The organism is Sulfitobacter aestuarii (assembly GCF_042685005.1).
Taxonomy (GTDB): Bacteria; Pseudomonadota; Alphaproteobacteria; order Rhodobacterales; family Rhodobacteraceae; genus Sulfitobacter; species Sulfitobacter aestuarii.
This window is the reverse complement of record NZ_JBHUMP010000010.1, coordinates 32,271-51,822: the sequence shown is the minus strand read 5'-3', so window position 1 is coordinate 51,822 and position 19,552 is coordinate 32,271. Positions and strand designations below refer to the sequence as shown.

General features: G+C 64.6%; 21 protein-coding genes. 15 read left to right on the top strand and 6 right to left on the bottom strand.

What is annotated here, in order from left to right; all coding sequences use genetic code 11:
* Nucleotides 1–29: 29 nt before the first annotated feature.
* The 10 genes from mdh to ACFSUD_RS12255 all read left to right on the top strand — a co-directional run bounded on the left by mdh (nt 30) and on the right by ACFSUD_RS12255 (nt 7,844).
* Complete coding sequence (mdh, locus tag ACFSUD_RS12300) at nt 30–992, top strand: malate dehydrogenase (protein ID WP_386374842.1); 963 nt, start codon at nt 30–32, stop codon at nt 990–992.
* 155 nt (nt 993–1,147) lie between these two features.
* Nucleotides 1,148–1,810: a DUF1194 domain-containing protein gene (locus ACFSUD_RS12295; protein WP_386374840.1), complete on the top strand. Its 663-nt coding sequence runs from the start codon at nt 1,148–1,150 to the stop codon at nt 1,808–1,810.
* A 160-nt stretch (nt 1,811–1,970) separates the two neighbouring features.
* On the top strand, nt 1,971–2,354 hold the full coding sequence (gene sdhC, locus ACFSUD_RS12290; protein WP_386374838.1) for a succinate dehydrogenase, cytochrome b556 subunit: 384 nt from the start codon (nt 1,971–1,973) through the stop codon (nt 2,352–2,354).
* Nucleotides 2,355–2,364: 10 nt separating this feature from the next.
* Entirely contained in the window at nt 2,365–2,736 is a 372-nt protein-coding gene (gene sdhD, locus ACFSUD_RS12285; RefSeq protein WP_386374836.1) for a succinate dehydrogenase, hydrophobic membrane anchor protein, read from the top strand.
* Between the two features lie 53 nt (nt 2,737–2,789).
* A complete protein-coding gene (gene sdhA, locus ACFSUD_RS12280; RefSeq protein ID WP_386374834.1) occupies nt 2,790–4,595 on the top strand; it encodes a succinate dehydrogenase flavoprotein subunit in 1,806 nt (601 codons plus the stop codon).
* A 3-nt stretch (nt 4,596–4,598) separates the two neighbouring features.
* A complete protein-coding gene (locus tag ACFSUD_RS12275; protein WP_386374832.1) occupies nt 4,599–4,928 on the top strand; it encodes a hypothetical protein in 330 nt (109 codons plus the stop codon).
* A 4-nt stretch (nt 4,929–4,932) separates the two neighbouring features.
* Nucleotides 4,933–5,793: an FkbM family methyltransferase gene (locus tag ACFSUD_RS12270; RefSeq protein ID WP_386374830.1), complete on the top strand. Its 861-nt coding sequence runs from the start codon at nt 4,933–4,935 to the stop codon at nt 5,791–5,793.
* Between the two features lie 73 nt (nt 5,794–5,866).
* Nucleotides 5,867–6,646 (top strand): succinate dehydrogenase iron-sulfur subunit, encoded by a 780-nt coding sequence (locus ACFSUD_RS12265; protein ID WP_386374828.1) that lies wholly within the window; start codon nt 5,867–5,869, stop codon nt 6,644–6,646.
* A gap of 75 nt (nt 6,647–6,721) precedes the next feature.
* Nucleotides 6,722–6,940 (top strand): hypothetical protein, encoded by a 219-nt coding sequence (locus tag ACFSUD_RS12260; RefSeq protein WP_386374826.1) that lies wholly within the window; start codon nt 6,722–6,724, stop codon nt 6,938–6,940.
* 61 nt (nt 6,941–7,001) lie between these two features.
* Nucleotides 7,002–7,844 carry an urea carboxylase-associated family protein gene (locus ACFSUD_RS12255; RefSeq protein WP_386374824.1) on the top strand — a complete coding sequence of 281 codons (843 nt, stop codon included), beginning with the start codon at nt 7,002–7,004 and terminating at the stop codon, nt 7,842–7,844.
* Nucleotides 7,845–7,856: 12 nt separating this feature from the next.
* Here ACFSUD_RS12255 and deoD read toward each other — a convergent pair whose 3' ends face one another.
* The 3 genes from deoD to ACFSUD_RS12240 all read right to left on the bottom strand — a co-directional run bounded on the left by deoD (nt 7,857) and on the right by ACFSUD_RS12240 (nt 11,215).
* A complete protein-coding gene (gene deoD, locus ACFSUD_RS12250) occupies nt 7,857–8,567 on the bottom strand; it encodes a purine-nucleoside phosphorylase (RefSeq protein ID WP_386374822.1) in 711 nt (236 codons plus the stop codon).
* 248 nt (nt 8,568–8,815) lie between these two features.
* Nucleotides 8,816–9,154 carry an H-NS histone family protein gene (locus tag ACFSUD_RS12245; RefSeq protein ID WP_386374998.1) on the bottom strand — a complete coding sequence of 113 codons (339 nt, stop codon included), beginning with the start codon at nt 9,152–9,154 and terminating at the stop codon, nt 8,816–8,818.
* Nucleotides 9,155–9,247: 93 nt separating this feature from the next.
* A complete protein-coding gene (locus ACFSUD_RS12240; protein WP_386374821.1) occupies nt 9,248–11,215 on the bottom strand; it encodes a methylmalonyl-CoA mutase family protein in 1,968 nt (655 codons plus the stop codon).
* A gap of 222 nt (nt 11,216–11,437) precedes the next feature.
* Between ACFSUD_RS12240 and ACFSUD_RS12235 the strand changes: the two genes are divergently transcribed.
* Together ACFSUD_RS12235 and ccrA are read left to right on the top strand one after the other, a co-directional pair.
* The gene (locus ACFSUD_RS12235) at nt 11,438–12,832 is read left to right on the top strand and encodes a 1-acyl-sn-glycerol-3-phosphate acyltransferase (RefSeq protein ID WP_386374818.1); all 1,395 of its coding nucleotides are present in this window, start codon (nt 11,438–11,440) and stop codon (nt 12,830–12,832) included.
* Nucleotides 12,833–12,953: 121 nt separating this feature from the next.
* A complete protein-coding gene (gene ccrA / locus ACFSUD_RS12230) occupies nt 12,954–14,234 on the top strand; it encodes a crotonyl-CoA carboxylase/reductase (protein WP_386374816.1) in 1,281 nt (426 codons plus the stop codon).
* A 208-nt stretch (nt 14,235–14,442) separates the two neighbouring features.
* On the opposite strand, the gene ACFSUD_RS12225 is transcribed toward ccrA, so the two are convergent.
* Nucleotides 14,443–14,604: a hypothetical protein gene (locus ACFSUD_RS12225; protein ID WP_386374814.1), complete on the bottom strand. Its 162-nt coding sequence runs from the start codon at nt 14,602–14,604 to the stop codon at nt 14,443–14,445.
* Here ACFSUD_RS12225 and ACFSUD_RS12220 point away from each other — a divergent pair.
* The 3 genes from ACFSUD_RS12220 (at nt 14,603) to ACFSUD_RS12210 (ending at nt 17,719) form a co-directional block, all read left to right on the top strand.
* Nucleotides 14,603–15,322, top strand: coding sequence for a helix-turn-helix transcriptional regulator (locus ACFSUD_RS12220; RefSeq protein ID WP_386374812.1), 720 nt, complete (start codon nt 14,603–14,605; stop codon nt 15,320–15,322). The genes ACFSUD_RS12225 and ACFSUD_RS12220 overlap by 2 nt on opposite strands.
* Before the next feature lie 151 nt (nt 15,323–15,473).
* Nucleotides 15,474–17,024: an ATP-dependent DNA helicase gene (locus ACFSUD_RS12215; RefSeq protein WP_386374810.1), complete on the top strand. Its 1,551-nt coding sequence runs from the start codon at nt 15,474–15,476 to the stop codon at nt 17,022–17,024.
* Nucleotides 17,021–17,719 carry an SDR family oxidoreductase gene (locus tag ACFSUD_RS12210; RefSeq protein WP_386374808.1) on the top strand — a complete coding sequence of 233 codons (699 nt, stop codon included), beginning with the start codon at nt 17,021–17,023 and terminating at the stop codon, nt 17,717–17,719. The genes ACFSUD_RS12215 and ACFSUD_RS12210 overlap by 4 nt, the downstream gene beginning before the upstream one ends.
* A gap of 64 nt (nt 17,720–17,783) precedes the next feature.
* Here the strand turns inward: ACFSUD_RS12210 and ACFSUD_RS12205 are convergent, their stop codons facing one another.
* A complete protein-coding gene (locus ACFSUD_RS12205) occupies nt 17,784–18,563 on the bottom strand; it encodes a TIGR02186 family protein (RefSeq protein ID WP_386374806.1) in 780 nt (259 codons plus the stop codon).
* Nucleotides 18,563–19,477, bottom strand: coding sequence for a sulfite exporter TauE/SafE family protein (locus tag ACFSUD_RS12200; protein WP_386374804.1), 915 nt, complete (start codon nt 19,475–19,477; stop codon nt 18,563–18,565). The genes ACFSUD_RS12205 and ACFSUD_RS12200 overlap by 1 nt, the downstream gene beginning before the upstream one ends.
* Nucleotides 19,478–19,552: the final 75 nt, after the last annotated feature.

The window sequence follows — 19,552 nt, the reverse complement described above, 5'->3', positions numbered from 1 at the left end:
GCCAACGCAACCTTGTTGGAGATACCACAATGGCCAGACCCAAAATCGCCCTGATCGGCGCCGGGCAGATCGGCGGCACGCTCGCTCACCTCGCAGCACTGAAGGAACTGGGCGACGTCGTCCTGTTCGACATTGCCGAGGGTACGCCCGAAGGCAAGGCGCTGGACATCGCAGAATCCGGTCCGGCAGGGAAATTCGACGCGACCCTTTCCGGCACGCAGGATTACGCGGATATCGCGGGTGCCGATGTCTGTATCGTGACCGCCGGTGTCGCCCGCAAGCCCGGGATGAGCCGCGACGACCTGCTCGGCATCAACCTCAAGGTGATGAAATCGGTCGGCGAGGGCATCGCCAAACACGCGCCGGACGCTTTCGTCATCTGCATCACCAACCCGCTGGATGCGATGGTCTGGGCGCTGCGCGAATTCTCCGGCCTGCCGCATGAGAAGGTCTGCGGGATGGCGGGCGTGCTCGATTCCGCGCGTTTCCGCCACTTCCTCGCCAGCGAATTCAACGTCTCGATGAAGGACGTCACCGCCTTCGTGCTCGGCGGCCATGGCGACACGATGGTGCCGCTGGTCCGCTATTCCACCGTTGCGGGCATCCCGCTGCCGGACCTGGTGAAGATGGGCTGGACCAGCCAGGAGAAGCTCGACGCGATCGTGCAGCGCACCCGCGACGGCGGCGCCGAGATCGTCGGCCTGCTGAAGACCGGCTCGGCCTTCTACGCACCGGCCACCTCCGCCATCGAAATGGCCGAGAGCTACCTCAAGGATCAAAAGCGCGTCCTGCCCTGCGCCGCCTATGTGGACGGCGCCTATGGTCTCAACGGGTTCTATGTCGGCGTGCCGACGGTGATCGGTGCCGGTGGCATCGAGCGCATCGTCGAAATCTCGATGAACAAGGACGAGCAGGGCATGTTCGACAATTCGGTTAAGGCCGTCAAAGGCCTGGTCGAAGCCTGCAAGGGTATCGACAGCACGCTGGGCTGAAAAAGACCGCCCCGCAAGGATCAAGGCGCGCCCGAAACGGCGCGCCTTTCGCGTCTTTATGCGTCAAATACTCCCCGCGGAGCGTTCCGTCGCTGCCGCGCATGCGAAGGTCCAATCTGCGCGACCCGGGTGCGATTCTGCGTTAGGCTTCGCCCATGCTGCGCCTTTTTGCCCTGCTTTCCCTCTGGCCCCTGCCGATTGCCGCCTGCGACCTCGCGCTGGTGCTGGCGGTCGATGTTTCGGGCTCCGTGGATCATGAGGAATACCGCATCCAGATGGACGGACTCGCCGCCGCGCTGAATGACGGGATCGTCGCCGAGGCGCTGGTCGATCAGCGCGCCGAGGTGACGCTGATCCAATGGTCGGGCAGTTCTCGCCAGGCGCAGGTGGTGCCCTGGACCGGGCTTGCACAGCCTGCCGACGTGGAACGCCTGGCGAGGCAGATTGTCGCAACGCCGCGACGCTGGCGCAACTTCTCCACTGCCATCGGCGAGGCGCTGAACCTGGCCATCGCAAGCTTCGAAGCAGTGCCTGAATGTCGCCGCAGGGTCATCGACGTCTCCGGGGACGGGGTCTCGAACGAGGGGATCGCCCCGGGGGAGCTGCGCGGGCTGCTGCGCGATGCCGGGATCGTGGTCAATGCGCTGGCAATCGAGACCGACGAGGCCGATCTCACTGCATATTTCTTCGAAAACCTGATCCATGGCGAGGGCGCCTTCGTGATCACCGCCAATGGATTCGAGGATTACCCGGCCCAGATCCGCCGCAAGCTGCAGCGCGAAACGACAAGGCAGATCAGCGCAAACGGTCGACCGTGATCACAGCCTCCGGACGTGTGATCACAAATCGGTAGTCGCGGCGGAACTTTCCCGCAATCGCCTGACAGACCGGCAACATTCTGCGGCCAAACCCCGGCTGGCCCCGTGACACCGGCGCAAAAAGCGCTATCAAGTAGGCAGCAACGAAAAGGATTCCGCCATGGCCGACGTGAACCGGGGCAACCGCCCGCTGTCACCTCATATGTCGATCTACCGACCGCAGCTCACCTCGATCACCTCGATCCTGACGCGCATCACCGGCAATGCCATGGGCATAGCGGCGCTGCTGATCGTCTGGTGGTTCCTCGCGGCCGCGACCAGCGCGGATTATTTCGACACGGTGAACGGGCTGCTGACCGGCTGGTTCGGCGATCTGGTGATGGCGCTATCGGTGCTCGGCCTGTGGTATCACACGCTGGCGGGCATCCGCCATCTGATCTGGGACCAGGCGATCGGGCTCGAGATCGAGACCGCCACCAAGCTCGGCTGGGCCTGCCTGATCGGATCGGTCGTGCTGACCATCCTGACCGTGATCATTCTCTGAGGGGACCGACATGCGCTATCTGACCGCCCGCAAACGCGCCGAGGGTCTCGGCTCCGCCAAATCCGGGACCGACCATCACTGGGCCATGACCCTGAGCTCGGTTTCGCTGCTGATCCTGATTCCGCTCTTCGTCTTTACCTTCGGCCGCGCGCTCGGCGGCGGCTATGAGGAGGTGCTGGCCTATTATGCACGGCCCTTCCCGGCGATCGTCGCGGCGCTGACGCTGGTGGTCGGCTTCAAGCATTTCGCCGATGGAGCGCAGATCATGATCGAGGATTATGTGCATGGACTCACCGGCAAGATCACCCTGATCCTGGTGCGCGTGCTCAGCTACGGCGCCGCCGCCGTGGGCGTTTTCGCGATCGCGCGCCTCGCGCTCTGACATTCCGGTGCTCCGGGCACCGACCTCCAATCCGCCTAACGGGAGACCGACGAATGGCTGCTTATGATTATGAAACCCATGAATATGACGTCGTCGTGGTCGGCGCCGGTGGTGCCGGTCTGCGCGCCACGCTCGGCATGGCGGAACAGGGCCTGCGCACGGCCTGTATCTCCAAGGTCTTCCCGACCCGCTCGCATACCGTGGCCGCGCAGGGGGGCATCGCCGCCAGCCTGAGCAACATGGGCCCGGACAATTGGCAGTGGCACATGTATGACACGGTCAAGGGCTCCGACTGGCTCGGCGACACCGATGCGATGGAATATCTCGCCCGCGAGGCGCCCAAGGCGGTCTATGAGCTGGAACATTACGGCGTGCCGTTCTCGCGCACCGAGGAGGGCAAGATCTACCAGCGGCCCTTCGGCGGTCACACTACCGAATTCGGCGAAGGCCCCCCGGTGCAGCGCACCTGTGCCGCCGCCGACCGGACCGGCCACGCGATCCTGCACACGCTCTATGGTCAGAGCCTGAAGCAGAAGGCGGAATTCTTCATCGAGTATTTCGCCATTGATCTGGTGATGTCCGAGGACGGCGTCTGTCAGGGCGTGCTGTGCTGGAAGCTCGATGACGGCACCATGCATCTGTTCGCCGCCAAAATGGTGGTACTGGCCACCGGCGGCTATGGCCGGGCCTATTTCTCCGCCACTTCCGCGCATACCTGCACCGGCGATGGCGGCGGCATGACCGCGCGGGCCGGGCTGCCGCTGCAGGACATGGAATTCGTCCAGTTCCACCCCACCGGCATCTATGGCGCGGGCTGCCTGATCACCGAGGGCGCGCGCGGCGAGGGCGGCTATCTCACCAATTCCGAGGGCGAGCGTTTCATGGAACGCTATGCGCCGACCTACAAGGATCTCGCCTCGCGCGATGTGGTCAGCCGCTGTATGACCATGGAGATCCGCGAGGGTCGCGGGGTGGGCGAGAACAAGGATCACATCCATCTGCACCTCAATCACCTGCCGCCCGAGACGCTGGACCTGCGCCTGCCGGGCATTTCCGAAAGCGCGCGGATCTTCGCCGGGGTGGACCTGACGAAAGAGCCGATCCCGGTGCTGCCGACGGTGCACTACAACATGGGCGGCATCCCGACGAATTACTGGGGCGAGGTGCTGGCCCCGACCGACGACAAGCCCGACAATGTCACGCCGGGTCTGATGGCCGTCGGCGAGGCGGGCTGTGCCTCCGTGCATGGCGCCAACCGGCTTGGCTCCAACTCGCTGATCGACCTTGTGGTCTTCGGCCGCGCCGCTGCGATCCGTGCCGCCAAGGTGGTGGACCCGGAAGCCCCGGTGCCGACGCCGAACCAGCGCTCGGTCGATGCCGCGTTCAGCCGTTTTGACGGGCTGCGCTATGCCAAGGGCCATGTGCCGACCGCCGATCTGCGGCTCGAGATGCAAAAGACCATGCAGGCCGATGCCGCCGTGTTCCGCACCGACAAGACCCTCGAAGAGGGGCGCGTGAAGATGAACGAGGTCGCGGGCAAGCTGAGCGATCTGCATGTCACCGACACGTCGCTGGTCTGGAACTCAGACCTGATGGAGACGCTGGAACTGACCAACCTGATGCCCAACGCGGTCGCCACGATCACCGCCGCCGCAGCGCGCAAGGAAAGCCGCGGGGCGCATGCCCATGAGGATTATCCCGAGCGGGACGACGAGAACTGGCGCAAGCACAGCCTCGTCTGGTTCAAGGGCAACGAGGCCAGCCTCGGCTACCGCGGCGTGCATCTGCAGCCGCTGACCAGCCACAACGAAGGCGGGATCGACCTCAAGAAGATCGCGCCCAAAGCACGGGTGTATTGAGCCATGCGTCCGCTCGTCATCGCCGCCACCCTGCTCAGCCTTTCCGCCTGTACCGAGATCGAACAGGCGGCGGACAACACCGGGCGACAGGTCGCCAAGGGCGCGGTCGCCGAAGCGCTGGCGACCCGCTTTCCCCAGGTGCCCAAGGAACTGCTGACACCCTTTACCGATTGCGTGATCGACAATGCCGCGGCGTTGGAAGTGCGCGAATTCGCGCGGGCGGCCGTGGTCGGGGTCGATGATGCGATGATCGGCACGATCCGCAACATCCTCGCCCGGCCCGAGACCCAGCAATGTCTGTCGCAGCGTGCGGCGGCAAAGGGGATTTTCTGAACCGATGCGTCTGATCCGCCCGCATCTGAACGAGATCACCGCCGATACGGCGGTGAACGTCGCACAGGACGACGGGCCGCATGTCCCTGCCGAGCTCGCCGCCCTGCGCGAGGCGTTCCGGCAGGCCGACAAGCCGACGCGCCGGGCGCTGGTGCCGCATCTGCGCCCGACGGAGATCGAATTTGCCGGGATCCACATGTATGTCGATCCGCGCGATAATTACACCGACCGGCGTATCTGGCTCGACGGGCATCCGCCGGAAATGCGCTCGCTGACCGCGCTGATGGAGCGGATCGAAGGGCGCAACGCGCTGATCTTCGACATCGGCGCCAATTGCGGTGCTTTCGCGGTGCCGTTGGGGCTCGCCGCCGGCCCGGGCAGCCGGGTCATCGCGTTCGAGCCGAACCCGGTGATGATCGGGCGGCTCGGCCATAACATCGCGCTCAACAATCTGGGCCATGTGATCCGCATCGAGGGTTGCGCGATCGCCGGTGCGCCGGGCGAGGCGATGTTGCATCTGCGCCGCGGCAATCACGGGCAGTCGGCGCTGGAACCGATCTTCGCCGCGCCTGCCACGGACGCGACGCTGGTGCCGCTGCGCCCCCTGAGCGATTTCCTCGGTACGGCAGAGGCGCATGAGGTGACGGTGCTGAAGATCGATATCGAGGGCGGCGAGGACGCCGCGCTGGCGCCTTTGCTGGCGCAGGGGGCCGAGTGCGGTTTCCTGCCCGAGGCAATGCTGATCGAGACCGCACATGCCCGCCACTGGCAGGGCGACCTCATCGGCCGGATCACCGCCTGCGGCTATGCCCCGGTGTTCGAGGCCGAAGGCAATACGCTCTTTGTCCGGCAGGGCAGGGGCTGAATATCAACTTGACCGCTGCCGTGGGCAGGGGTGGCAACATCGGGCAGTGGCCCGCAACGACAGGAGACGCGAAATGGTCCAACTGACGCTCCCCAAGAATTCCCGCATGACCAGCGGAAAGACCTGGCCGAAACCGCAGGGCGCAAGCAATCTGCGCGAATTCCACATCTATCGCTGGAATCCCGATGACGGGAAGAACCCCGCGGTCGACACCTATTTCGTCGACATGGACACCTGCGGCCCGATGATCCTCGACGCGCTGATCAAGATCAAGAACGAGATCGATCCGACCCTGACCTTCCGGCGTTCCTGCCGCGAGGGGATCTGCGGGTCCTGCGCGATGAACATCGACGGGATCAACACGCTGGCCTGTACCTATGGCATGGAAGAGATCAAGGGCGTGGTGAAGATCTATCCGCTGCCGCATATGCCGGTGATCAAGGACCTGATCCCAGATCTCACCCATTTCTACGCCCAGCACGCCGCGATCCAGCCCTGGCTCGAGACTGAGACACCGGAACCGGCCAAGGAATGGAAGCAGTCGACTGGGGACCGCGCCAAGCTCGACGGGCTTTACGAATGTATCCTCTGCGCCTGCTGCTCGACCTCCTGCCCCTCCTATTGGTGGAACGGCGACCGCTACCTCGGTCCCGCCGCGCTGCTGCATGCCTATCGCTGGATCATCGATTCCCGTGACGAGGCGACCGGCGAGCGGCTCGATGATCTGGAAGATCCGTTCAAGCTCTACCGCTGCCACACGATCATGAACTGCGCGCGCACCTGCCCCAAGGGGCTGAACCCCGCGCAGGCGATCCAGAACATCAAGAAGCTGCTGGTCGAACGCGCGGTCTGATCGCGCGCGAACCCGGCCCGGCGTTGCGCCGGGCAGGGCGCCGCCGGTTATCGTCGCCCGGTCGCAGGACGAGACATGCTGCTCATCATCGGTTTCATCATCGCCTTCATCATCGTGGCGATCTTCGCCCGGCGCGGTGCCGCGACCCGGGGCTGCCGCTGGCGCGAGGACCGCACCGGCGACAAGGGCAGCCTGCGCAAGTACCGCTGCATGGCCTGCGGCGCCGAAGCGTTCACCGCCAGCGAGGGGCCGCCCGTGACCTGCAAGGCCCAGGGACGACCGCCCGCGCTCTGACGCCTCGACAGGGCGGCGGGCCGCGGTCTAATCTGCGCCGCAATCACTTCGGAGCCGCAACATGAATACCCCTCCCGACGCCGAGGCGCGCCGCGCCGTGAAGCCGGTGATCTGCTACCCGGTCGAAAGCCTGCCACAGCCGGACATGGCGCTCTATGTGACCGCCCGCGAGACGGCGCGAAAGATCGACGAGGTGTTGGCGCCGCCACGCGATGCGCGGACGTTCAGCGTCCCGGCCGGGCATTTCTTTCGCATCACCTCCGTCGAAGGGCCGCAGGTCGGCGATCTCAACCTTTGGAACGCCGGGGATCTGTCCGAGCGTTTCTATTCCGGCAAGACCCGCGCGCTCCATGCCACCCATGTCAGCACCGGCGCGCGGCTCTGGTCGAGCTTTCCCGCCCTGCGCCCGATGGCGACGATCACGGGCGACACGCTCGACTGGTACGGCAAGGATGAATTCGGCGGCTCGGTACATGACGTGATCGGCACCCGCTGCGACCCCTATACGCATAACCTGCTGAAGGGCGGGCAATATCATCACTGCTGCCATTCCAACCTGACCCGTGCGCTGGCCGCGCATCTCGGCGTGCCGCCTGTCGAGGCTGAGCCGCATGTGCATGATGTGCTCAACGTCTTCATGTGCACCGGCTTCACCCGCGACACCGGCCAGTATTTCATGAAGGCAAGCCCGGTGCGCCCCGGCGATTATCTCGAGATGTTCGCCGAGATCGACCTGCTCGGCGCGCTCAGCACCTGTCCGGGCGGCGATTGCTCGGCGGAACATTCCTCCGACAGCGCGGCCTGCCATCCGTTGCTGGTTGAGGTCTTCGCGCCCGAGAAAGGCGCGCTCAGCAGTTGGACCCCGCCGCTGCGCAACGGCTATGACCGCAGCCACGGCAGCTGAACGGCGCAGGGCTCACTCCGGGGCGAAGGCCGCTTCCAGCGCGATTTCGACCATGTCGCCAAAGGTCTTCTCGCGGTCCTCGGCGGGCAAAGCCTCGCCGGTCTGCAGATGGTCCGACACGGTCAGCACCGCCAGCGCCCGGCATTTGTGCCGGGACGCCAGCGTGTAGAGCTCCGCCGCCTCCATCTCGACGCCGAGAATACCGTGACGCACCATCTGCTCGTCGAGATCAGGGCGTTCGGCGTAAAAGACATCCGAGGAATAGATCCCGCCGACATGGGTGCGGGTGCCACGTGCTTCCGCCGCCGCCACCGCCGCGCGCAGCAGCGACCAGTCGGCGCAGGGGGCAAAGTTCATCTCGCGGAAGAAACCCGAAGAGGGCGAGGTCAGGGTGCTGGCGGTCATCGCGATGATCACGTCGCGGATCGCCACATGTTCCTGCATCCCGCCGCAGGAGCCGATGCGCACCAACGTCTTGGCACCATATTCCTTCATCAGCTCGTTGGCATATATCGACAGCGACGGCATCCCCATGCCGGAGCCCTGGATGGTGACGGGATGCCCCTTCCAATGCCCGGTGAAACCGAGCATGCCCCGCACTTCATTGACCAGCTTTGCACCTTCAAGGAAGGTCTCCGCCGCCCAGCGGGCGCGGTAGGGATCGCCCGGCATCAATACGGTTTCGGCGATCTCGCCCGGCTTGGCACCAATATGCACGGTCATGTCATCTCTCCACGATTTTCCCGTCAGCCTGCCTTTCGCAAAGGAACGGGGCAAGCGGGAAGTCGCGGCAGGCAGACATGGCCTGCCGTTCGCCGATGAATAGCGAATACGGGAACAGGCCGCCCAATTCCCGACATACCGCTGTCGATACACGGTGCGGCAGTCAATAACGCAGGGCAATTCCCGCTTCGGTAGAGTTGCCATTTCACAATGATGGCAATCCTCCAAAAGCGGGAATTACGTCGCGGTCAGAGTTTCATCGACTCAGGCGCAGTGCCCTTTTCGATCTCGGCGCGGTACCAATTCGGCTGGCGACCCTTTCCGGTCCAGGTCTGGTTCGGATCGGCCGGGTTGGCGAACTTCGGCTCCGATTTAACGCCGCCGCCGCCGCTTTTCCTGCGCCCGGTCTTCTTGCCGTTATTGTCTTCATCGGACAGATCGTCCAGCGAGAAACCATATTCAGCCACGGCTTTTTGAGCCGCTTCTCTGGCCGCCTTGCGGTCACGCTCTTCAGCATGCACAAGTGCTTCCTGAACATCCTGCTGCAGCGTTTCCAGTTCCTTGCGCGACATGGATTTCAGATCCATTTCCAAATCCCGTACTCCTTTGTGATAAACGGTCCGGGAAATAGGCGTAGCGCATTAATCCTGACAATGCATTACTAATTTTATGTCGCGGCCCTATTCGGCCGCGACTGCCGCAGGGTCGGCGAGGGTCACGATGTCCTGCATGATCATATTCAATTCGAAGTCCTTCGGCGTATAAATACGGGAAACACCCATTTCCCGAAGCCGCGCGGCGTCTTCCTCGGGGATGATTCCGCCGACGATGATCGGGATATGACCCAGCCCGGCTTCACGCATTTGTGATACCAGATCCTCGACCAGCGGAATATGCGAGCCCGAAAGGATCGAAAGCCCGACAACATGGGCCCTGTCCCGCTCCGCAGCGGCGACGATCTCCGCCGGGGTCAGCCGGATGCCCTCATAGGCGATGTCCATGCCGCAATCGCGCGCCCGGCAGGCGATCTGTTCCGCGCCGTTGGAATGACCGTCCAGCCCCGGTTTGCCGACCAGGAACTTCAGCCGCCGGCCGAGCCTGTCGCTGACCATATCGACCGCTTCGCGCAGATCGTCGAGACCCTCGGTCTTGTTGGAACGACCCGCGGCCACGCCGGTCGGACCGCGATATTCGCCATGAACCGCGCGCATTTGCGCGGCCCATTCGCCGGTCGTCACCCCGGCCTTGGCGGCGGCGATCGAAGGTTCCATGATATTGCGTCCGGCGGCGGCGGCTTCGCGCAGATCGGCCAGCGCCCGCTCGACCGCCTGAGCGTCGCGCCCGGCGCGCCATTCCTCCAGCCGCGCGATCTGTTCGGCCTCGACCGCCGGGTCCACGACCATGATTCCGCCATCCCCGGTCATCAGCGGCGAAGGTTCGCCCTGCTGCCATTTGTTGACCCCGACGACCACGGTTTCGCCCGCCTCGATCCGCCCCAGTCGCTCGGAATTGCTCTCCACCAGGCGGCCTTTCATGTAATCTATCGCCGAAATCGCGCCGCCCAGGCCGTCGAGATGCGCCAATTCGGCCCTCGCCCCCTCTTTCAATTCCTCAACTTTTCTATCGACCGCCGGATTGCCGTCGAATAGGTCGTCGAACTCCAGCAGGTCAGTTTCATAGGCCAGGATCTGCTGCATCCGCATCGACCATTGCTGATCCCAGGGCCGCGGCAGGCCGAGCGCCTCGTTCCAGGCAGGCAATTGCACCGCCCGGGCGCGGGCCTTCTTGCTCAGCGTCACCGCCAGCATCTCGATCAGAATCCGATAGACGTTGTTTTCCGGCTGCTGTTCGGTCAGCCCAAGCGAATTGACCTGCACGCCGTAGCGGAAACGCCGGAACTTGGAATCTTCCACGCCATAGCGGTCGCGGCAGATCTCGTCCCAGAGATCGACAAAGGCACGCATCTTGCACATCTCGGTGACGAAACGAATGCCCGCATTCACGAAAAACGAGATTCGCCCGACCAGCGCCGGGAAATCCTCCGCCGGAACGCGCGGTTTCAGCGCGTCCAATACCGCCGTCGCCGTGGCCAGCGCAAAGGCCAATTCCTGCTCCGGCGTCGCGCCCGCTTCCTGCAGGTGATAGGAACAGACATTCATCGGATTCCATTTCGGCACGTTGGAATAGCAATATTCCGCAACATCGGCGATCATCTTCAGCGATGGGGCAGGCGGGCAGATATAGGTGCCGCGGCTCAGGTATTCCTTGATCAGGTCATTCTGCACCGTGCCCTGCAATGCCGAAACATCGGCGCCCTGTTCCTCTGCCACGGCGATATAGAGCGCCAGTAGCCAGGGCGCGGTGGCATTGATCGTCATCGAGGTGTTCATCTGTTCCAGCGGAATATCCCGGAACAGCATCCGCATGTCACCGAGATGGCTGACCGGCACCCCGACCTTGCCGACCTCGCCGCGGCTCAGCACGTGGTCGCTGTCATAGCCGGTCTGCGTCGGCAGATCGAACGCCACCGACAATCCGGTCTGGCCCTTGGCAAGGTTGGAGCGGTAGAGCGCGTTCGATGCCTCGGCGGTGGAATGGCCGGCATAGGTGCGAATGAGCCAGGGACGGTCTTTTTGCGAATGCGACATGGGCGGCCTCGTCTGAGAGTTTCGGTAATATTGTTGCGTTGAAATCTTGATAAGGGAAAGATTGTGCCGATGTCAATTCGCTGCATTGCGGCATGAGCGACGCGCCCGACGGGTCGCTAGATTTGGCGAAAATGCCCCGCCACCAGCCTGCCAGCGCGGCGCATTGCTCTTTCCCGCTATTAGTTATTGTCCTTGCGCCGCCGGGGCTGCAAGGGTGAGCGCATGACGCAGACTGTCCAAGTGCCGCTCTGGCTGTTCGTCCTCATCCTGCTGTTCGCGGCAGTCACGGCGCTGAGCCATTTCCTGCTGCCCTCGGTACGCTGGTTCTTCCGGCGACGGCTGGAGCGCGCGGTGGCGCGGCTCAACACCCGGCTCACAAGGCCGATCGAACCGTTCAAGCTCGCCCGACGCCACGACATGATCCAGCGGCTGATCTACGATCCGGAAGTCACCCGCGAGATCGTCAACTACGCCCAGGCCAACGGCGTGCCGGAGAATGTCGCCTTCCAGAAGGCCCGCGAATACGCCCGCGAGATCGTGCCGAGCTTCTCGGCCTTCGCCTATTTCAGCCTCGGCATAAGGCTGGCGCGGCTGCTGGCCAATGCGGTCTATTCCATCCGCACCGCCGACAGCAACGACGCGACATTCCGCAGTATCCCGGCCAATGCCACCGTCGTCTTCATCATGAATCACCGCAGCAACATGGATTACGTGCTCGTCACCTATCTGGCGGCGCGCGCCTCGGCGCTCTCCTATGCAGTGGGGGAATGGGCGCAGGTCTGGCCGATCAGCCGGTTGATCCGCTCGATGGGCGCCTATTTCATCCACCGGCGCGGGCGCGGTGCGCTCTATCGCAAGGTGCTGGCCCGCTATGTGCAACTCGCCACCGCGGGCGGGGTCAATCAGGCGATCTTTCCGGAGGGGCGCCTGAGCCTCGACGGGAAATTGCAGGAGCCGCGCATGGGGCTGCTGACCTATGTAGTGGACGGGTTCGATCATTCCGGCTCCCGCGACGTCGTCTTCGTGCCGGTGGCGATCAATTACGACCGGGTGCTCGAAGACCGGGTGCTGATCGCGGCACACCAGCGCGGCGACCGGCGCTTCGCCGCGCGGATCTCGGTGGTGCTGCGCTTCATACTGCGCAAGATGTGGAAACGCCTGCGCGGCCGCGATACGCGTTTCGGCGTGGCCGCCGTTGCCTTCGGCGCGCCCCTGTCGCTGCGCGCGGAGGGGCCGCGAATGCAGGTGGCGGCGCTTTCCGAGAAGCTGATGAAACGCATCGCCGCGGCCATGCCGGTGACCTGCCTGCCGCTGGTCGCGCAGGCCCTGCTGGAAGGGGCTCCGCTCGATCGCCCGGCGCTGGAACGCGAGGTCGCGCGGCTGTTCGACCGCGTGCCCCCCGCCAACCGTGCATTCGATCGCGGCGACCTTGGGAGCGAGGTTGGGGCGGCGCTGGCGCAATTGCGGCGGCGGGGCGTGGTTACGCAGCAGCCGGAGGGCTGGAGCGTCGGCGAGGGCCATGTACCGCTGTTGCGTTATTACGCGAATTCCATCTCGCATCTCCTGCAGGCCAATGCTGCACTGCCGAAGGATGTTTCTGCACCTGCTGGGTCATAAAGTTGCCCATATTGCGCTTCTGTGGTTGCAATGTTGCGCGATGCCTCATATTCGATAGGTGTGACGCCGCGATTCTGCAATGCGGCACGACCTACGAGAGCGGATAACGCAGGAGGCCAGCATGGCACTGGATACGACCATCGCGCAATATGACGCACCCGAGAAAGACCTCTATGAAGTCGGTGAAATGCCGCCCATGGGTCACGTGCCGAAACAGATGTATGCCTGGGCGATCCGGCGCGAACGTCATGGCGAGCCGGATACGGCGATGCAGCAGGAGGTTGTCGACGTGCCGCAGCTCGACAGCAACGAGGTGCTGGTGCTGGTGATGGCGGCGGGCGTCAATTACAACGGCGTCTGGGCCTCGCTCGGCAAGCCGATCAGCCCCTTCGACGGCCACGGACAACCCTTCCACATCGCAGGCTCGGATGCCTCGGGCATCGTCTGGGCAGTGGGCGACAAGGTGAAACGCTGGAAGGTCGGCGACGAGGTGGTGATCCACTGCAACCAGGACGACGGCGACGACGAGGAATGCAACGGCGGCGATCCGATGTATTCCTCCAGTCAGCGGATCTGGGGCTACGAGACCCCGGACGGTTCCTTCGCGCAATTCACCAATGTGCAGAGCCAGCAGCTGATGCCCCGGCCCAAGCACCTGACCTGGGAGGAGAGCGCGTGCTACACGCTGACGCTCGCCACCGCCTACCGGATGCTCTTCGGCCATGAGCCGCATGACCTGAAACCCGGCCAGAACGTGCTGGTCTGGGGCGCCTCGGGCGGCCTCGGCTCCTATGCGATCCAGCTTATCAACACTGCCGGTGCCAATGCGATCGGGGTCATCTCGGACGAGAGCAAGCGCGACTTCGTCATGGACCTCGGCGCCAAGGGCGTGCTGAACCGCAAGGATTTCAATTGCTGGGGCCAACTGCCCACGGTGAACACTCCGGAATACGCCGAATGGTTCAAGGAAGCGCGCAAGTTCGGCAAGGCGATCTGGGACATCACCGGCAAGGGCAACAATGTCGACATGGTGTTCGAACACCCCGGTGAATCGACCTTCCCGGTCTCGACCTTCGTGGTCAAGAAGGGCGGCATGGTGGTGATCTGCGCGGGTACGACGGGGTATAACCTGACCTTCGACGTGCGCTACATGTGGATGCACCAGAAACGCCTGCAGGGCTCGCATTTCGCCCATCTGAAACAGGCCGCCGCGGCCAACAAGCTGATGGTCGAGCGCCGCCTCGATCCCTGCATGTCCGAGGTCTTCTCCTGGGCCGACCTGCCCGAGGCGCATATGAAAATGATGCGCAACGAACATCTGCCCGGCAACATGTCGGTGCTGGTGCAGGCCCCGACCACCGGGCTGCGCACGCTCGAGGACGCGCTCGAAGCCCGCGGCTAGATCACCGGTCTGCCAGTTCCGAAGAGCCCGCGAATCGCATTGTCGGTTCGCGGGCCTTTTTCTTTTGCAGCGATCCGTTGGCAATAGATTCAATGACTTGTCTCTCTGTCTCCCGCCATTATCGGGGGGCGCGATTGGCCCGATTTCTGCCGCGTTTCGCGGATGCTAGAATGGCCCTTAACGTTGATTTAACCATTTGGAAGCGAGTCTAGGGATGCGAAATGACTGGATTTTGGACGTTCTCGGCGATCTCAAGACCTTTGCCCTGACCAACGGGTTGCCCGGACTCGCCGAGCAGCTCGATGACACGGCCCTTGTGGCGCTGGCCGAGATCTCCGCCCGACAGGAAAGGCAGGCTGGGCAGACGCATGGTGACGGATCCGCAGCTGGAGGAGATATTGGCGGGGCTCGAACGGGCTGACGGCCGCGGCGCACTGCAGAGCGCCATCCTCGCGCTGCGGAAGCATTTCGCGATCGATCATATGGTCTATCACTGGGTCGATTCCGGCGGGCTGCAACAGGGCTGCGGCAGCTATCCCCGCGCCTGGGTCAGCCGCTACCAGGAGCGCGGCTACCTGCGTGTCGATCCCGTGGTGCGGGGCTGTTTCCAGCGATTCCAGCCGGTGGACTGGAAACGGCTCGACTGGTCCTGCCGCGCCGCCCGCGCCTTCCGGGCTGAGGCGCTGCGCCACGGGCTCGGCAACCAGGGGTTCACGGTGCCGGTCCGCGGCCCCAACGGGCAGTTTGCCCTGTTCACCAGCAATCACAGCTGCGACGATGAAAGCTGGGCGCGTTTCGCGGCGAAACACCGCCGCGAACTGATCCTGATCGCCCATGATTTCAACCAGAAGGCGCTGGAATTCGCGCCCGTCTGCCAGCACGCCCCGGACAAGGCCCTCTCGCCGCGCGAGCGCGATGCCATGTCGCTGCTGGCGGTCGGCTGCAGCCGCGCCCAGGTGGCCGCGCGGCTGTCGATATCCGAACATACGCTGCGCGCCTATATCGAAAGCGCCCGGTTCAAGCTCGGCGCGCTCAACACCACCCATGCCGTGGCACGGGCGCTGAGCCACGGGTTGATCATGGTATGAAAGGCGCACCCGCGGCGGGCCGGGCAGGGGGCCTGCCCCCGTCGCGCGGGGCGCGACTTCCCCGGAGTATTTCGGGCATAAAGAAGCGCGGAAGGGCGAAAGCGGCGCTTGCCGTCTGGTCCCCGGCGGCGGGCTCCCGTAGGGTCCGGGCATGAACGATATCGCGCTCACGTTTTCGGATGACCAAGCCGCCGCCTTTGACAGCGTGGCCGAGATGCTGCGCCATGCCGGGATCGATCTTGGCGACGCCTTGCTGCAGCCGCCGGGCGGCGGGCCGGATCAGGTGATGGCGGTGACGGGCAAGGCCGGGTCGGGCAAGACCCTGCTGCTGTCGGAGCTCTACAAGGCGCTGCAGGCGGCGGGGGTGGAGATCGTTTCGGGCGATTACGAATCGCGCAGAAAACGCGAGAAGCGGACGCTGGCGATCCTGGCGCCGACCAACAAGGCGGCCAGTGTGCTGCGGCTGCGCGGCGTGCCCGCGACGACGATTCACCGCATCCTCTATACGCCGGTCTATGATCCGGAATACGAGAAAATCGCCGAATGGCTGGCGGGCGGCGGCGAGCGGCCGGAGATCGAGGGGTTGAGCGAGCTGGCGCTGGACCGGGCGGCGGCATTTTTTGCGACCAACAAATCGGTACCCGGCGCGCTGGCGGCGGCGGGGCTGCGCGGCAGCGATTTCATCACCGGCTGGAAACGCCGCGAGGAGCCGCTCGATATCGGCTTTGTCGATGAGAGCTCGATGCTCGATGACAAGCAATTCGAGGATCTCAAGGAGATCTTTCCGACCCTGTTGCTGTTCGGCGATCCGGCGCAGCTGGCGCCGGTGAACCAGTCCGGCACCATGGTGTTCGAGAAACTGCCCGAGGAACGGGTGCTGAACCTCAGCCGCATTCACCGCCAGCAGGCGGATAACCCGATCCTCGATCTGGCCCATGCGCTGGCCGATCCCGAGCTCGGTTTCGAGCAGTTCGAGCGGATGATCGAAGCGGCCGCGGCGCGTGATGAGCGGGTGGTCTGGAGCCAGCGGGTCGAGGTCGATCTGATGGCGCGCTCGCCGGTGCTGGTCTGGCGCAATGCCACGCGGATCCGGCTGATCAACGCGTTTCGTGCCGTGCACGGGGCGCCCGAGGATGCGCTGCTGGCCGGGGAGCCGTTGATCTGTGACGGGATCGAGCTGCCGCTGAAGCATCGCAAGAAGCGGCTCGATCTGGAGGCACGCGGGCTGATCAAGGGGGCGCAGGTCGTCTATCTCGGCGAGGGGCGCAAGCCCGGGTTCAGCCGCCTGCATGTGATGGGTGCCGAGGATCCGCAGGTCAGCGCCGCCTCGATCGTCAAGATCGAGAAGCCCGGCGAGGAGGAGCCGTTCATTCCCTTTGCCGCGCGGATGGGGGCGACCTTCCTGCATGGGGCGGCGGTGACGATCCACAAGGCGCAGGGCTCGCAATGGGGCGATGTGCAGGTCTTTGCGCCGGATCTATACGCCGCCGCGCGGATGGGGCGGATGGAGGCCGGGCAGGCGCTGTGGAAGCGGCTGGCCTATGTGGCGATCACCCGGGCGCAGGAGCGGCTCTACTGGGTGGTGCGCAACCGGCTGGCCAAGCCGACGACGCCGCTGCGGGTGGATGATCTGCGTGCGCTGGCACCGGCGCCGCTGACGCTGGAGGCGGCGGCCGGGGCTGACTTGGCGGGGGAGACATGAGATCGATCATCATCACCGGGGCGAGTTCGGGTATCGGCCGGGCGACGGCGGAATTGTTCCTGTCGCGCGGCTGGCGGGTCGGGCTGATCGCGCGGCGCCGCTCCCTGCTGGAGGAGATCGCCGCGGGGCAGGAGCGGGCGGTTGTCCTGCCTGCCGATGTCACCGATGCTGCGGCGATGCAGGCGGGTTTCGCAGCGTTCGGGCGGCTCGACGTCCTGTTCAACAATGCCGGGCTCTTCGGGCCTTCCGCGCCGATCGACGAGGTCGCGCTGGAGGATTGGGCACAGGTGCTGTCGGTCAACCTCAATGGCATGTTCATCGCGGCGCGGCTGGCTTTCGCGGCGATGCGCGCGCAGGGGAGCGGCGGGCGGATCATCAACAACGGGTCGATTTCGGCCCATGCGCCGCGGCCCGGCTCGGTCTGCTACACCACCAGCAAACACGCGATCACCGGTCTGACCAAGTCGCTGTCGCTGGATGGGCGGCCCTTTGACATCGCCTGCGGTCAGATCGACATCGGCAATGCCGAGAGCCCGCTGGTGGCGGAGCTGAAGGCGGCCAATCCGGGCATGGACACGATGGATGTCGCCCATGCCGCCGCCTCGGTGCTGCATATGGCGGAATTGCCGCTCTCGGCCAATGTGCAGTTCATGACCGTGATGGCAACGAAAATGCCCTTCGTCGGGCGCGGCTGACGACAGGGGTTTCGCGCGCGAAACCTTGTTTATTAACAGGTGGTTAATTCGGGAAGGCAGAGGGTCAGCGGCGCAGCATCCCGAAGATTGCCGAGGCGCCCCAGCCCGCCGCGATGGCCAGCGCCAGCGACATCAGCCCGTAGAGCAGCGCGTTTTCGCGCGAGAGGTTGAACAGCCAGCGTTCGAGCCCGACCTTGCGCACGTCGATCGTGGTCTCGTATTGCGCCACCACGTTGCCGCGTCTCGTGAGGAAGATGCGGGTGGCGTATTCGCCTTCGGTCAGGGCGGCGGGCAGGCGCACGGCGGCGCGGAACAGGGTCTGTTCATCGACCTTCACCCCGTCCTCCACCACCTGATAGAGCCCGGCCCTTGTGCGGATGCGGATCAGCGCCTCGGTGAAGCTGGGGGAATCGGAGATGTTCATCGGCGCGCCGACCGAGCGGATCGCGCGGGGGATCGAGATCTTGTGGCGCAGATCCTCGATGCGTTTGAGCACTTCATGGATCGGGCCGCTGGTCACCACGGCGTAGAAGCTCGGCGCGCGATCGACCTCGACCGCGTCGGTATTCAGCCAGATGCCGAAGCGTTTCTCCTTGCGCCGCACCATTACCGGGCGCGACGGGCCGGCGATGGTGAGGACCACTTCGAGCTCCGGTCCCGGGGGGATCGCGCTTTCGCGTTTGACCGCGCCGTAGACGAGGATCTCCGAGCCGTCGAAATTGGTGGTGATCGAGACTTCGGCCTGGCTCAGCCCGAGCACGATTTCCTCCGCGCTGGCCGGGGAGGGGACGTGCAGCATTGCCAGGAGGAGCGGCAGCAGCAGGGCCTTCAGCAGGGCGCGCATCAGGAGGCTCCGACCGGGCCGAGCGAATAGAGCTCGCGTGGTTGCAGCAGCAGTTCCAGCGCCAGCTTGCCGCAGACCAGCAGCACCAGCAGCGCCAGCAGGATGCGCAATTGCTCGGCCTTCATCTTGACGCCGATGCGGGTGCCGACCTGCGCGCCGATCACGCCGCCGATCAGCAGCAGCATCGCCAGCACGATATCGACGGTGTAGTTGGTCGTGGCATGCAGCATCGTGGTGAAGCCGGTGACGAAGATGATCTGGAACAGCGAGGTGCCGATCACCACCTTGGTGGGCATGCCGAGCAGGTAGATCATCGCCGGGACCATGATGAAGCCGCCGCCGACCCCCATCACCGCCGAGAGCACGCCGACCAGCACGCCGACGAGGATCGGCGGGATCACCGAGATATAGAGGCCCGAGACCCGGAAGCGGACCTTGACGGGCAGGCCGTGGCTCCAGTGATGTTTCTTGCGGGGCGGGCGTTTGCCGGAGCGGGTCTTGCGGATCGCGTTCAGCGATTCGACGAACATCAGCGCGCCGATGATGCCGAGAAACACCACGTAGCAGAGCTTGACCAGCAGATCGACCTGGCCGAGCCCGCGCAGGTAGTTGAACAGCAGGATGCCCAGGGCCGAGCCGATCAGGCCGCCGATCAGCAGCACGCTGCCCATGCGGAAATCGACGGTGCGGCGTTTGAGATGCGCGAAGAGTGCGGAGACCGAGGAGGCGACGATCTGGTTGGTCGAGGTCGCCACCGCCACCGCCGGCGGGATGCCGACGAAGAACAGCAGCGGCGTGATCAGGAAGCCGCCGCCGACGCCGAACATGCCCGACAGGATGCCGACCAGCCCGCCGATGCCGAACAGGAGGAAGGCGTTGATCGATACCTCGGCGATGGGCAGGTAGATTTGCATGCGCTCCACTATCTCGCTTCCGCCCGGTAAATCAACCGGCGCCGCCGCGCGCGCGCAGAAACAGGGCGGCCGTGA

Excerpts from the sequence above, each read along its gene's own strand:
- ACFSUD_RS12270 (WP_386374830.1), top strand. The coding sequence starts at position 4,933 with ATGCGTCTGATCCGCCCGCATCTGAACGAGATCACCGCCGATACGGCG.
- deoD (WP_386374822.1), bottom strand. The coding sequence starts at position 8,567 with ATGACCGTGCATATTGGTGCCAAGCCGGGCGAGATCGCCGAAACCGTA.
- sdhD (WP_386374836.1), top strand. The coding sequence starts at position 2,365 with ATGCGCTATCTGACCGCCCGCAAACGCGCCGAGGGTCTCGGCTCCGCC.
- ACFSUD_RS12215 (WP_386374810.1), top strand. The coding sequence starts at position 15,474 with ATGAACGATATCGCGCTCACGTTTTCGGATGACCAAGCCGCCGCCTTT.
- sdhA (WP_386374834.1), top strand. The coding sequence starts at position 2,790 with ATGGCTGCTTATGATTATGAAACCCATGAATATGACGTCGTCGTGGTC.
- ACFSUD_RS12200 (WP_386374804.1), bottom strand. The coding sequence starts at position 19,477 with ATGCAAATCTACCTGCCCATCGCCGAGGTATCGATCAACGCCTTCCTC.
- mdh (WP_386374842.1), top strand. The coding sequence starts at position 30 with ATGGCCAGACCCAAAATCGCCCTGATCGGCGCCGGGCAGATCGGCGGC.
- ACFSUD_RS12225 (WP_386374814.1), bottom strand. The coding sequence starts at position 14,604 with ATGCGTCTGCCCAGCCTGCCTTTCCTGTCGGGCGGAGATCTCGGCCAG.
- ACFSUD_RS12275 (WP_386374832.1), top strand. The coding sequence starts at position 4,599 with ATGCGTCCGCTCGTCATCGCCGCCACCCTGCTCAGCCTTTCCGCCTGT.
- ACFSUD_RS12255 (WP_386374824.1), top strand. The coding sequence starts at position 7,002 with ATGAATACCCCTCCCGACGCCGAGGCGCGCCGCGCCGTGAAGCCGGTG.
- ACFSUD_RS12220 (WP_386374812.1), top strand. The coding sequence starts at position 14,603 with ATGGTGACGGATCCGCAGCTGGAGGAGATATTGGCGGGGCTCGAACGG.
- ACFSUD_RS12205 (WP_386374806.1), bottom strand. The coding sequence starts at position 18,563 with ATGCGCGCCCTGCTGAAGGCCCTGCTGCTGCCGCTCCTCCTGGCAATG.
- ACFSUD_RS12260 (WP_386374826.1), top strand. The coding sequence starts at position 6,722 with ATGCTGCTCATCATCGGTTTCATCATCGCCTTCATCATCGTGGCGATC.
- ACFSUD_RS12210 (WP_386374808.1), top strand. The coding sequence starts at position 17,021 with ATGAGATCGATCATCATCACCGGGGCGAGTTCGGGTATCGGCCGGGCG.
- ACFSUD_RS12295 (WP_386374840.1), top strand. The coding sequence starts at position 1,148 with ATGCTGCGCCTTTTTGCCCTGCTTTCCCTCTGGCCCCTGCCGATTGCC.
- ACFSUD_RS12245 (WP_386374998.1), bottom strand. The coding sequence starts at position 9,154 with ATGGATCTGAAATCCATGTCGCGCAAGGAACTGGAAACGCTGCAGCAG.
- ACFSUD_RS12235 (WP_386374818.1), top strand. The coding sequence starts at position 11,438 with ATGACGCAGACTGTCCAAGTGCCGCTCTGGCTGTTCGTCCTCATCCTG.
- ACFSUD_RS12265 (WP_386374828.1), top strand. The coding sequence starts at position 5,867 with ATGGTCCAACTGACGCTCCCCAAGAATTCCCGCATGACCAGCGGAAAG.
- ACFSUD_RS12240 (WP_386374821.1), bottom strand. The coding sequence starts at position 11,215 with ATGTCGCATTCGCAAAAAGACCGTCCCTGGCTCATTCGCACCTATGCC.
- sdhC (WP_386374838.1), top strand. The coding sequence starts at position 1,971 with ATGGCCGACGTGAACCGGGGCAACCGCCCGCTGTCACCTCATATGTCG.
- ccrA (WP_386374816.1), top strand. The coding sequence starts at position 12,954 with ATGGCACTGGATACGACCATCGCGCAATATGACGCACCCGAGAAAGAC.